Source organism: Arsenicibacter sp. R0_47 (assembly GCF_057652235.1).
The window spans coordinates 335,423-348,528 of the sequence record NZ_JBYFCJ010000006.1 but is presented as its reverse complement, the minus strand read 5'-3'; the positions used below and the strand labels follow the sequence as shown (position 1 = coordinate 348,528).

At 50.9% G+C, this 13,106-nt stretch carries 11 protein-coding genes; 7 read left to right on the top strand and 4 right to left on the bottom strand.

Annotated features, from left to right (window positions below; translation table 11 throughout):
• Nucleotides 1-38: 38 nt before the first annotated feature.
• The 3 genes from AC23NW_RS14460 to AC23NW_RS14450 form a co-directional block, all read right to left on the bottom strand.
• Nucleotides 39-476: a hypothetical protein gene (locus AC23NW_RS14460; RefSeq protein WP_487450369.1), complete on the bottom strand. Its 438-nt coding sequence runs from the start codon at nucleotides 474-476 to the stop codon at nucleotides 39-41.
• 176 nt (nucleotides 477-652) lie between these two features.
• Nucleotides 653-1,516, bottom strand: coding sequence for a riboflavin biosynthesis intermediates N-glycosidase (gene ybiA / locus AC23NW_RS14455; RefSeq protein WP_487450367.1), 864 nt, complete (start codon nucleotides 1,514-1,516; stop codon nucleotides 653-655).
• Nucleotides 1,517-1,686: 170 nt separating this feature from the next.
• Nucleotides 1,687-2,475 carry a PhzF family phenazine biosynthesis protein gene (locus AC23NW_RS14450; protein ID WP_487450366.1) on the bottom strand — a complete coding sequence of 263 codons (789 nt, stop codon included), beginning with the start codon at nucleotides 2,473-2,475 and terminating at the stop codon, nucleotides 1,687-1,689.
• A gap of 168 nt (nucleotides 2,476-2,643) precedes the next feature.
• Here AC23NW_RS14450 and AC23NW_RS14445 point away from each other — a divergent pair, with 168 nt between their 5' ends.
• From AC23NW_RS14445 to AC23NW_RS14420, 6 genes are all read left to right on the top strand, one after another.
• The gene (locus AC23NW_RS14445; RefSeq protein ID WP_487450365.1) at nucleotides 2,644-5,778 is read left to right on the top strand and encodes a PAS domain S-box protein; all 3,135 of its coding nucleotides are present in this window, start codon (nucleotides 2,644-2,646) and stop codon (nucleotides 5,776-5,778) included.
• Between the two features lie 127 nt (nucleotides 5,779-5,905).
• Nucleotides 5,906-7,216, top strand: a complete 1,311-nt coding sequence (locus AC23NW_RS14440; RefSeq protein WP_487450363.1) for a TolC family protein — start codon at nucleotides 5,906-5,908, stop codon at nucleotides 7,214-7,216.
• 58 nt (nucleotides 7,217-7,274) lie between these two features.
• The gene (locus AC23NW_RS14435; RefSeq protein ID WP_487450373.1) at nucleotides 7,275-8,339 is read left to right on the top strand and encodes an efflux RND transporter periplasmic adaptor subunit; all 1,065 of its coding nucleotides are present in this window, start codon (nucleotides 7,275-7,277) and stop codon (nucleotides 8,337-8,339) included.
• 126 nt (nucleotides 8,340-8,465) lie between these two features.
• Complete coding sequence (locus AC23NW_RS14430) at nucleotides 8,466-9,716, top strand: ABC transporter permease (protein ID WP_293833757.1); 1,251 nt, start codon at nucleotides 8,466-8,468, stop codon at nucleotides 9,714-9,716.
• 6 nt (nucleotides 9,717-9,722) lie between these two features.
• Nucleotides 9,723-10,397 carry an ABC transporter ATP-binding protein gene (locus AC23NW_RS14425; protein ID WP_293833755.1) on the top strand — a complete coding sequence of 225 codons (675 nt, stop codon included), beginning with the start codon at nucleotides 9,723-9,725 and terminating at the stop codon, nucleotides 10,395-10,397.
• Nucleotides 10,398-11,453 (top strand): sensor histidine kinase, encoded by a 1,056-nt coding sequence (locus AC23NW_RS14420; protein ID WP_487450361.1) that lies wholly within the window; start codon nucleotides 10,398-10,400, stop codon nucleotides 11,451-11,453.
• Between the two features lie 61 nt (nucleotides 11,454-11,514).
• Here the strand turns inward: AC23NW_RS14420 and AC23NW_RS14415 are convergent, their stop codons facing one another.
• Nucleotides 11,515-11,961 carry a PA2169 family four-helix-bundle protein gene (locus tag AC23NW_RS14415; protein ID WP_487450359.1) on the bottom strand — a complete coding sequence of 149 codons (447 nt, stop codon included), beginning with the start codon at nucleotides 11,959-11,961 and terminating at the stop codon, nucleotides 11,515-11,517.
• A 94-nt stretch (nucleotides 11,962-12,055) separates the two neighbouring features.
• Here AC23NW_RS14415 and AC23NW_RS14410 point away from each other — a divergent pair, with 94 nt between their 5' ends.
• Complete coding sequence (locus AC23NW_RS14410) at nucleotides 12,056-12,823, top strand: LytR/AlgR family response regulator transcription factor (protein ID WP_487450357.1); 768 nt, start codon at nucleotides 12,056-12,058, stop codon at nucleotides 12,821-12,823.
• The last annotated feature ends 283 nt before the right edge of the window (nucleotides 12,824-13,106 follow it).

Sequence of the window (13,106 nt, the reverse complement as noted above, 5' to 3'; positions counted from 1 at the left end):
CGATCAGTTTGCGGATGATTTTAACTCACTAATCGAATTTATGACCATGCATAGGGTTTTATGAGAAAGCCCTGATAATAAATAAGGGTAGTTTGTTCGAATAACTCGGAAAGGCGATTGTTGAAATTTAAAATTCCCCCACTTAAATCATTTCTAGATTCCAATGTCCAAAGCTTTATACCAAAACTACATAATTCTAAAATATTCCTGTGGAAGGTAATCTCTCCAAAAAAAGTTGGGAATGTAAGGTGATCAAACATGAATACACCATCTACTTCTACCTGGGTTTCATTATGTTCCCAGAAATTTTCTATTCGTTCTTTGTCTGCGATGTTTACCCATTTTTCAATATCTCGTTTTTTGCTCCAGAACCATAGATCATTCAATGTCTTGTCTGATTCGATTACGTCTTGATAATCCACAATTTCATCTGCACTAAGTCTATGGCCGGTTATTGTACATAATGATATTCCCATGAGTTATGTGATCATAAAAGACATGAAATGATGACTGCCATTGAAAGCGAGTGGTAGTACGACTTAAAGTCGTGCCACCACTGTAAATAGTTTTCTGAATCCATATGTGCTCATTATTTTACGGCTTCATCAATGTATCATAGTAAAATTTAGATCGATTGGTTGCGGAATGGATGTTATACGTTGTTTGTCAATTTCAAATCTTCAAGTGTTAAATACCCATGCTCAAGTTCGTTTTCAAGAAGTTCTTCCCGAAGCTCTGTCAAAATGATGCCAAGCCAGTTTTTACCTTTCCACGTAATAACTGATTTAGCTTCTTCATGATCTTTAGCTAATCCAATTCCCCAAATTGAATCATCAGGACTTGCTTCAACAATTGTGTGGCCTCTAGTCGATATTAATAAGTTTGAAAACTCAGGGTTCTGCTTGAATTTTTCTTTGTTTCCTCTGTAAACAATTGCCGGAGCATTTAAATCCCATATTTTTTTATTGAAACCTCTTACTTTTCGTCCAAGTAGCTTCTGCTCTCTAACATTGTTGGTAATCAGGATTTTACTTGCACAATCAATGTCTCCAAATAAAAGAGCTTTTTCATGCATCATATATTGCTCAGCACTTGTAAAAGTTTTTCCGTCAATTTCAAATCTACATTTATGCCATTGTGAAAAAGGATGTTTGGTCTCCCAGAAATAGTAGTAAGATTCGATAAGTAAATGTGCTTGATAATCACAAAAATCACCACCAGAGAGCCCTAACTCTATCTTTTCAGTGTTGAAATACCCAGGTTCAAAAGCTTTTATCGGAAAATCTGGCGCAGTGATTAGTCTGGTATGTTTATTGTCTCCAATATTTATTCCACGTCGGATATGCTTGGAAATCAATTTTGATAGTTTGTCTGTAGTTATGCAATCAATAATTTGCTTACCGAAAGAAGTGTCGCTTACACTTTCGTCAAAGTCAAATTGATGCAAGCTGGCATGCATTTCTCCTGCAACTAGCTTTGCAGGTCCAAGCCTATATTGATAATACTTTATTTCCATTTTGGTTTCCTTTTACTAAATAGTTGGGTCATTACAAAGCTAAAAAGACATGAAATGAGGCTTGCTATTGAAAGCGAGTGGTGATATGACTTAAAGGGGGCGGCCATCCGCTCGTGCCGCCACTATTGGTAAATTTCTGAATTCATAAAGTATTTAGGAGCACCTCCCGGCTATTCCAGCCAAAAGCTACCGATTGAATAGGTTTTGGCATGTCCGCTGATGATGACCCGGTCGCCCAGGTCTTCACAGTACAGGTGTCCCATCCGTTCGGATAGCTGCTGTGCGTATAGTTCTTTTTTGTGTAGCCGTTTTGACCAGAACGGAATCAGGGAACAATGCGCAGAACCCGTAACAGGATCTTCTAAAATCGAAGCCTGTGGTGTAAAAAAACGCGAAACGAAATCACACGCATCGCCAACAGCCGTTACAATGACGCCGCCGGGATCAAGGTTGATCTGATCAAACAGGTGCCGGTCAATCGTAAGGTTCCGGATGGCTGTTTCGCTGTTATACACTAACAGATAGTCTCTTGCTCTATACACCTCCCGGGGTGGGTGGCTTAACGATTTGGCGATGGTTGCAGGCAACTGGTCGGGTGCAGGCATCCTCGCCGGAAAATCCATTTTATACAGCCCGTTTTCGGTCCTGACGATCAACTCACCACTTATCGTTTTAAACGTGATTTCCTCCTTTGGATACCCGAGTATTGTCCGTAAACCATGGGCAGCCGCCAGTGTGGCGTGACCGCACAAATCCATTTCAATTTCAGGGGTAAACCACCGCAAATGCACGTTTTCACCTTGATCGACAAAAAAAGCAGTTTCGGCGACAGCATTTTCCTTGGCTATTTTCAACAGAATATCGTCTGATAACCAGTCGTTAAGCGGCACCACACAAGCGGGATTTCCTCCGAAAAGGATGTCGGTAAAGGCGTCGATTTGATAAAGTGTAAATGTCACCGGTCTGTTTCTGAAAGGGCTGTTATTTCCCAAATATACAAAAGCGCTGCTTTCGTTCGGGACGGTTGTTGGCTGGTTAACGGCGGACATCTGCCAAAACAAATTCTTCCCTGAACGTGAGAAATGATCGGATGGTTGCTTATTTTTAAGATCTTACCCAATTGTACGATGCATACGACTGGACCTCAACGTTTCCTCGATGACTTAACCATTGCTAATGAGCGCTTTGACTTACTGACAAAGGCCTCCCATGATGTGATCTGGGACTGGGACCTGGTGCAGGATGTGATTTTCTGGAATGAAGCGTATCAGACGCTGCTGGGCTATACAGACTATGAGTCGCCTAAGCCCATTGACTCGTGGTCAGACTGTATTCACCCCGACGACAAGAAACAGGTTATTGCTCAGCTGAAAAAGGCTTTAAGCCGTGGCGATACCCAATGGAGCGATGAATACCGCTTCCGGAAGGCTGATGGCACCTATGCGTATATTCAGGATCGGGGATATGTGATCCGGCGTGGTGGGAAACCGGTCCGGATGGTCGGGGCCATGCAGGATATAACCGACCACCTGCGCCTGCAACAGGATCGGGATAACAGCGTCCGGCGGGCCAATATGGCCATTGAAGCGTCGGGGATGGGCGTGTGGAGTGTCTATGCGCTGGAAGACCGCATGGAGCTTGACGAGCGTTGCCAGGCCATTTACCACTGGCCCGACCGGTCGCCTAAACTCACGGAAATGCTGAACTGGATTCACGCCGACGACCGGGCACCGATTTATGATGCCATGGCCCGGACGCCCCGGTCCAGTCTGAATAAACCCGCCGTCATTGAGTTCCGGCTCACCAGTCCCGTTGACGGAAAAATGCGCTGGATACGCCTGATTGGCCGGGCATACTTTAATACTGCCGGTCAGGCGTATTATTTCACCGGCATGGCCGCCGATATTACGGAAGAAAAACGCAGGGAGGCGGCCCTGAAACGGGTGGAAGAGCGGTTCCAGGTTGCCTTTGACCATGCCGATGTGGGCGTAGTGATCGGCGACCCGCAGGGCAAATTTCTGCTGGTCAATAAAGGGTATTGCCGGATGACGGGCTATACCGCCGAAGAGCTTTATGAAGGCAGTTATGCCGACCTGAACCATCCTGATGATGCTGCGCGGAAGAATGCCCTGTTCAGGGAGAAAATTGAACAGAAGGCCGGTTCTTTTACCATCGACAGCCGGTATATCCGTAAAAGCGGGGAAATGATCTGGATTAACCACCATGTTACCCTGATCTATACCGATACCGGCGAACTGGACAGCATTTTCTCGATTCTGCGTGACATCACCGGGGAGAAAAAGCAAAGCGAAGAGCAGCGGAAACTGCTGTTTCTGGTCGAAAACAGCTCGGACTTCATTGTGCTGTCGGACTGGAACGGGCAGGTGACTTACCTGAACGCGGCCGGACAGCGGATGGTCGGCCTCGATAGCCCGGAGGAGGCCAGACGCCGGAATATTGATTACCTGATGCCGGAAGAAATTGACCGGGTGATTCCGCAGATCGCACCGAGCCTGCTGGCGACTAACCGCTGGTCGGGGGAGGTACTGTACCGTCATTTTAAAACGGGCGAGGCCATTCCGGTACACGGAACCATGCTGGTTATCACTGACCCGGTAACGGGGAAACCAATCGGGCGGGCATCGGTGGTGCGGGATCTGCGACCGGAAAAGGCGGCACAAAAAAGCATTCTGGAAAGCGAACGCCGGTTCCGTGACATGATCGCACAGGCCCCGGTGGCCATCGGCCTGTTACGGGGCGAGACATTTGTGGTGGAGTCGGCTAACGAAAAACTGCTGGCTATGTGGCAGCTGCCGGACGATGTGACAGGTCAGAAGCTGAGCGGCCATTTGCCGGCGGATACCCATCAGGACCTGTTTTCGACATTGGCCAGGGCCTATGCATCGGGCGAAGTCGTTCATATTGAGGAGCAGAAACTCGAACAGGTGCGGGATGGCAAAGGGCATACCGGCTACGTCAATGTGACCTATAAGCCATTGCCCGACGAACAGGGACACATCTATGCCATTCTGGTGATGGCCGTGGATATTACCAGCCGTGTCCGGGCGCGGCAGAAGATTGCTGAGGCAGAGGAAGTGCTTCGGGGAGCCATCGAGCTGGCTGAACTGGGAACGTGGTGGATGGATGCGAAAACCCATACACTCTACTTCTCAGACCGCATGGTCGACTGGTACGGACTGCCCGGAAACTATGCACCCCTGGCGGCCATCGAGCAGGCGGTTGACGTACTGGACCGGGAGCGGCTGATTAAATCGGCCATGCGGGCGTTCCGGATCGGCCCGGATGGCAAGTATGAGGAAGAATACACGATCCGGAACCTGATTACCGGCCGGAAACGGATTATCAGTGCACAGGGCAGGGTGACGCTCAATGCCGAGGGCGAGCCGGTGTTGCTGCGCGGAACGGCACAGGACATCACCGCCCGTAAGATGACGGAGCAGGAGCTGGAACGGCAGGTGGATCTGCGGACCAGAGAGCTGCGGAAGCTTAACGCATCGTTGCAGCAAACCAACCAGGAGCTGGAGCGTTTTGCCTACATTGCCTCCCACGATTTGCAGGAGCCACTCCGGAAAGTACAGGCCTTCGGCAGTATTCTGGAAGAAGAGTACGGCAGCGCACTGGACAGCCGCGGATTGCAGATACTGGGCCGGATGCAGTCTTCCGCCAGTCGTATGTCGCTGCTGATCAGGAATATTCTGGAGTTTTCGCGGACGAGTCAGTTACAGGTGGGTACGTATGAACAGGTTGATCTTGACCAGGTGATCCGTGAGGTTCAGAAAGACCTGGAGCTGTTAATCAGCCGCAAACAGGCGGTGATTGAGGTCAGTGAACTTAGTCCGGTTGAGGCTATACCGTTGCAGATGTACCAGCTGTTTTATAACCTGATCGGTAATGCGCTCAAGTTTGCAAAACCGTCGGTACCGCCCGTGGTGAAAATCAGTATGGTAACGCTCACGGCGGCCGAACAGGCAGACTATCCGTTTCTGTTTCAGGGTAATGAGCATTGCCGGATTTCGGTGACCGATAACGGCATTGGCTTTAATCCGGCCTATGCGCAACAGATTTTCGGGCTCTTCCAGCGGCTGCACGGCAAACAGCAGTATGAAGGAACCGGTATCGGGCTGGCGCTCTGCCACCGGATTGTGATGAATCACCAGGGCGAAATCCATGCTGAATCGGTTGAGGGCGAAGGGGCGTCCTTTCATATGGTGTTGCCCTACAGGCAGCCGGGTGTACAGTAGCCATAAAAAACTTTAAGCGGAGTCACGTCGGCTTCGGACTGTTTTTTGTCTGCTTTATGAGATTCGTCAGCAGGGAAATGCGCGGTGGCTTGTTGTTTTGAGCCATTCAATCAGCTACTGACGAAAGATGGTTCGATTACTGACACTTTGCCTCTTGTGTAGCCTGTCGGCGCAGGGGCAAACCGTTGTCGCTTCGGTGCAGGAGGCGCTGGAGCTGGCCCGGAACCGGAATCCGGACGTACGGAATGCCCTGCAGAACCGGCAGTTACAGGCGCAGCAAAAAGACGTTGCCCGTGCCGCGCGGCTGCCACAGGCGCGGGTATATGCCAACTTCGACTATAACTATGCCTTGCCGACGCAGCTGCTGCCTGCCGAATTTTTGGGCGGAAAGCCGGGCGAGTTTCAGAAAATTCAGTTCGGGGTGCCGTATGTATTTACTCCTACGGCCGAAGTCACCATGCCGCTCCTGAACCGGCCAACCCGCGTTGACCTGGCTATTACGGATCAGAACCTCAAAATCCTGGACGATCAGAATCTGGTATTGCAGGATGAGGTCTCCACCCAGACCGCACGGGTGTATCATGCCACACTGCTGGCCCGCGCCGCGATTCAGATCACGGGCCGGAACCTGTCCAGTGCCGATACACTGATGCAGATTGCCCGCGACCGGCTCGATAAGGGCCTGATTGAACCCCTCGAATACAACCGCATCCGCTCCGTGCAGCTGACAACCGCCGATGTGCTGCAGCAAAACGAACTGGCGTTTGCCCGCAACCTGAATCAGCTCAAGGTGCTGCTGGGACTTGCCGTATCGGATAGTCTGGCCTTAACCGAAAGCTTGTTGCAACCGTTGGCAACGCCTGTTGTTCCCGGGGCTGGTATGGGTCAGAAGCGGCCTCAGGTTGTGCTCAAAGAATCACAGCTGACATTTTACCGGTTACAACTCGACCGCGAAAAAGCCCTGCGGTGGCCAACACTGTCGGCCTACGGGCGGTTTGCCGAACAGGCACAGCGCAAGCAGTTTGATTTTTTTAACCTGAATCAGCCCTGGTATGCAGTCGGGGTAGCGGGGCTCCAGTTTAATCTGCCGCTGTATTCGGGCGGGTTGCGCGACAGCAACATCGGACGGGCCCGGATGCGGATAAAGCTGGCTGAGGCCGAACTGGCTTACGAGCAGATTAAACAGGATCTTGATCAGACCGATGTACAGAACACCTACCGACAGGCCGTGCGCTCGCTTGACCTGAACCGGCAAAATTACGAACTCAGTCAGCAGAATGTGCAGATTGCACTCGTGAAATACCGCTCCGGTCTGTTTGCGTACGATCAGTACCTCAGTGTTTTTAACGATGCCCTGGCGGCACAGAACCGGTACCTCACCAACGTCTCAAACGCATTTATCAATCAGACCATTCTACAGATTCGCCATGGAAAGTAAACGTCTGACCGGCCGTCTGCTGCCAGCTGGTAGTACCGCCTTTCTTGTTCCGGCGCTTATGCTCCTTTCGGTTTCCTGTAAAAAAGGGCCGGAAGGAACGTCGCCAACCTATCAGGATTTAACAGAAGCTGTTTATGCATCCGGTTCGGTGCTGCCCCGCGGTGAGTATACCGTTACGGCAGATGCTCAGGGCATTATTGAGCAGCGGCTTATCAACGAAGGCGATTCGGTGCATAAAGGGCAGCTCTTATTTACGCTCGAAAATGCGTCGGCCGCTGCCCGTCAGCAGGCGGCGTCGAGTGTGTTGCGGCAGTCTCAGGCCAATCTGGATGCCGGTTCACCGGTATTGGCAGAGCTGGAAGCACAGGTCCGTAACGCCCGCACCCGCCTGCAGAATGACTCGGTGAATTACGTACGTTTCCGCGATCTGTACGCACAGAACGCCACATCGCGGGCCGAGGTGGAGCGGTCGGAACTGAACTTTACCGTATCGAAAAACAACCTGCGGGCGCAGTTGAATACTCTGCAACGAACCCGTAACCAGCTGAAAGTGGAGGTAGACAATAACCGGAGTCAGCTGGTGGCATCGCAGGAGGCGGGCCGGAATACGCAGGTCCAGAGTTTTGTAAGCGGTAAGGTGTATGACGTCTACAAAGACCCCGGCGAGGTTGTGCGTCCCGGCGATCCGCTGGCGCTGGTCGGGAGCGGCGATAACCTGTATGCGCAGCTGGCCGTTGATGAAAGCGATTTCAGCCGGATCCGGGCAGGGCAGGAGGTGATGATCAAAACCGATGTCTATCCCGACAAATTCTTTAAGGCACGGATCAGTAAAATTTATCCGAAGCTTAACCGCGCCGATCAATCATTTCGCGTCGATGCGGAGTTTACCGGCGAACGCCCTGCCTCTTATTACGGCCTGACTCTGGAAGCCAACATCATTATCAGCCGCAACCGGAAGGTGCTGACCATCCCGAAATCCTATGTATTCGGCAACGACAGTGTCTGGGTCGAAGAAGGCAAGGAGCAAAAGAAGGTTCGCTTCCAAAAAGGCGCCGAAAACTTTGACCTTGTCGAGGTAAAAGGAGGATTGACGAAGGAGACAAAACTAATTGTGATTGAGTGAAAGAGTGATTGAGTGAACGTCTGTGCTGACCGGATCCAGACACCTTCTATTCAATCCTTTGTGCTAGCGGCTGACTAACCGCGTAAACATCGCTCAATCACTCAATGACTCAATCACTCATTGCCTATGAACCTACACATTGCGGCGGAGATTGCGAAGACGCATTTGCTGGCCAAGAAAAAGCAGACACTGGTGGCGATGCTGGGCGTTACGTTCGGGATTGCCATGTTTATTACGATGATTTCGTTCATGCAGGGCGTAAATCAGTTTCTGGAAGATTCGGCACTCGATGCTAGTCCGCACGTCCGGATGTATAACGAAGTGAATACCCAGCGGCCCGGCCTGATTGATGAGCTGAATCCCAAAGGGTTCAACGTAGTTTACCACCAGAAGCCTAAGGATGAGTTGTCGCGGCTGAAAAACGGCATAACCATTGCTGAACGCATTGAGAAAGAGGCGGGTGTGCTGGGTGTCTCTTTCCAGCTATCGACCCAGGTGTTTTTCAATAACGGTCCGATCCAGATTTCCGGAACGGTGGCGGGAGTTGATATCGAGCGTGAAAACCGGTTGTATAACCTTAATTCCCGGCTGAAGTCGGGCAGTTTGCGGACATTACAGAGCAATCCTGACGGGTTGATCATGGGCGCTACCCTTGCCCGGAAGCTGAACGTACGGGTCGGCGATAAGGTAAGTGTGACGACACCGCTGGGTACCAACCGGATTCTGCGGGTGGTCGGGACGTTCAGCTTCGGTATCGGGACGGTCGATAACATCAAGAGTTACGCCAATATCTCGACCGTGCAGGAAATGCTGCAAAAGGACCCCGGCTATATCACTGATATTCACATCAAGATGAACGACCCGTTGCAGGCCATTCCGTTCGGGAAACGACTGTATGCCACATACGGCTACCATACCGAAGACTGGGCAACGGCCAATCAGGCGATTCTGGCCGGCGAAAACATCCGGAATGTCATGACGTTTGTCGTGTCTTTTACGCTGCTGGTTGTGGCCGGTTTCGGGATTTACAACATCATGAACATGACCGTGATGAACAAGATCAAGGACATTGCGATTCTGAAAGCCACCGGTTTCGACGGGAAAGACATTGTCGCCATTTTTCTGTTACAGGCCATTTTCATCGGTATTTCGGGGGGGATCCTTGGTCTGCTGATTGGCTTCGGGCTGAGCTATATGCTGTCGATTATGCCGTTTGATGCCGGTGATGTGCTGAGTCTGAAAACATTCCCGGTCATTTTTGCCGCCAAATACTACCTCATGGGGCTGGGCTTCGGCGTGACGACTACTGTTCTGGCGGGATTTTTTCCGTCGCGCAAGGCCTCAAAAGTTGATCCGGTTGCCATTTTACGCGGGTAAAAAAACATGGAAACAGTATTAAAAGCCGTCCACCTCAACAAGTACTTTTACGACCCTGAGAAATTTCAGGTGCTGAAAGACGTGACCTTTGACGTGAAAAAAGGCGAGTTTCTGTCGATAATCGGTAAGTCGGGTTGCGGCAAATCAACGTTGCTGTACCTGTTATCGACGATGGATACGGAATACGAAGGTGCCATTGAAATGGCAGAAACCCCGCTGACGGGCCGTAGCCAGGATTATCTGTCGCACTTCCGCAACGAACATCTGGGCTTTGTTTTTCAGTTTCACTTTCTGCTGCCCGAATTCAGCGCCCTGCAAAACGTAATGTTGCCGGGCCTGAAACTAGGCCGTTACAGCGAAAAGGAAGTAGAGGAACGGGCGATGGAAAAGCTCCGGCTGATCGGCATGGCCGACTTTGCCCGCAAACCGGCGAGTAAGCTGTCGGGCGGGCAGCAGCAGCGTGTGGCCATTGCCCGTGCCATGATCAACGACCCGACTATTATCATGGGCGACGAACCAACCGGAAACCTGGACCGTGCAAATACCGAAAATGTATTTCATATCTTTAAGGAACTGGCCGGTATGGGGCAGACGATTATCGCCGTAACGCATGATCCGGACTTCGCCGCCGGTTGCGACCGGGTGATTGAAATGAGTGATGGCATGATTATCAGGCAATAGATGAGTTTCAGGAGCACAAAATACATACAGATTGTCTTTCTCTGGTTTGCGCTGTTAGGGGTTCTGCTGCGCCTGTGGATCATTCCGGAGATCACCTGGGCAAAGAACAGTATCCTGTTCATGACGTCGTTTCTGGCGCTGAACCTGATCTGGTACATTCATCTGCGGATCAACAGGTATCTGGACCGCCGTTTGCCGTTTGAAAAAAACGTGACCTGGCGGCTGCTGGCCCAACTCTTCGGCGGCTGGACGGTGGTGAAAACCATTCTGTTTGTGTCGGGCCTGTTCATGATCAACTATGTGTTGCCTGCCCTGCGGTTTTCGGTGAACCGCCTGACACTGGTGACCTTTACCCTGGCTATATTTCTGGCTAACATGGCTATAAGCCTTGGCCTGATCGCGTGGCAGTTGTTCCGCCGCTGGAAGGAAAACGAACTGCGGGCGGCACAACTGGAAAAAGAAAAAACGCAGGTGCAGTATGATAATCTGCGCAATCAGCTGAATCCGCATTTTCTGTTCAACAGCCTCTCGTCGCTGGATGGTCTGATCGAGGACGACCCGGCACTGGCGCGGCAGTTTCTGCGGCAGTTATCGAAGGTGTTCCGCTATGTGTTACAACATAAAAATAAGGCGGTGGTCGCGTTGGAGGACGAAGTGGGTTTTATCCGCATTTACGTATCGCTGCTGAAAACCCGTTTCGACGGAGCCTTTCAGGTAGAATTTGCACTAACAGACGAAGCCATGGATGCCGGCATTGTCCCGGTAACGTTACAGGTCCTGATCGAAAATGCGATTAAACACAATGTCATCAGCGATAAGTATCCGCTGACCATCCGGATAGGGGTTGATGATGGCTATTTGTCGGTTAGTAATACCCTGCGCCGTAAAGGGCGTGTGGATACATCAAACGGGGAGGGGCTGGCCAACCTGAAACACCTGTACGGTTTTCTGAGCACACAGCCGGTTGAGATTGTAGAAGAGGAGGAGACGTTCTGCGTCCGGATTCCGTTGCTGGCAGTCGGACAGGAAACGGGGCGGCCGGTGGTTAATGTGTAATTTTTCTGTCACCCCAACGGTAGGAGGGATGACAGAAAAAAAAGGATACAAAGAGGAAATGCTATGCGTGCAGGGCCGAAATTTTAGCGTAAGCCGCTTCCAGTTCAGTCAGTTGCTTGTGCAGATCTTCCTTGATATAGGCTGGTAAATGCTCGTTTTCGATAGAATCCTTATAGGCTTCAATCGCTGCATTTTCGCCGAATTCGACTGAGCTCAGGATGGTATCCTTGTCCTTGCCGGTCAATGATGCCTTAATGTCGATCCACGCACGGTGGATTTTGCTGCTGAAGTCGGTTGACGTTGCGTCTGAAACCGCGGTGCCGTCGATCCGGACAATGTGGTCGGCAAGCTGGCTGCGGAAATTCTGACTCTGGATAACGTAGTGGCGGAAAAGGTCGTCGAGGCCCTGATCTTCGTTGTCTTCGATTGCTTTTTCGTAGCCTTGAATACGGTCGTTGTTGATTTTCACCAGTTCGTTCAGTGCATCAACGATATCGCTGTTTTTCATTTTACTGTGTTGTTGAGTTTATGGTTAATAACACACCCAACGACCGATTGTTTATGAATTTTGTATTAATTCAGCCTTCCGGGGTAGCTTGATTATGACCATTCTGCTGATTGAAGACGAGCCGTTGGTGGCCAAAACGCTGGAGAAAATGGTGCGGAGACTGGAGCCGGACGCCACAATCACCGGGCCGCTGGCGAGCGTGGCCGAAACCTGTGCCTTTCTGCAAACGCAACCGTCCCCCGATCTGATTGTATCCGACATTCAGCTGGCCGACGGTGTGAGCTTTGATATTTTTCAGCAGGCGGACATGGCCTGTCCGGTCATTTTCACAACCGCCTACGACGAGTATGCCATCCGCGCCTTTAAGCTGAACAGCATCGACTACTTGCTGAAACCGATTGATCCGGAAGAGTTGCAGGCTGCTTTTGCCAAGTTTCATCGCTGGCAACCCGACGGGCAGAGTTTTAAGCAGCAGTTCCGCGAGTTTCTGGCCGATTTATCAACGGAAGGGACGACGCGCAAATACAAGCGCCGGTTCACGGCCCATTACCTGCGGCAGATCGTGCCGGTTGCGCAGGAAAAAGTGGCCTGTTTCTGTCGCGATGAAGTGATTTACCTCCACACGACCGAAGGCCAGAAACTGATTACGGATTACAACACCTTAGATGAGCTGGAAGACCTTACTGATCCGGCCGTTTTCTTTCGCGCCAACCGCCAATACCTGGTCAACCTGGAGGCTATTGCGGGTTACCAGCCACATTACAGCGGCAAACTACTCCTGACGCTCCACAAACCCTGTACGGCCGAAATCGTCATCAGTAAGGAAAAAGCACCGGTTTTCAGGGATTGGTTTGAGGGATGATTTTATAGTTCTGGTTGTTGCTGGTGGTTCTGGGTGTTGCTGGGTTGTTCTGGTTGTTGCTGGGTTGTTCTGGTTGTTGCTGGGTTGTTCTGGTGGTTGCTGGGTTGTTCTGGTGGTTGCGGGTTGTTCTGGTGGTTGCTGGTGGTTCTGATGGTTGCTGGGTTATTCCGAATGGGGTGGATATAAAAGTGGTGGGACCAACATTAGTAGTTCCACCCACCCCCCTATATATAATTATCCCGGCGCACCCCCGAAATTAAAAAAAACAAAAACAACCCCCGAT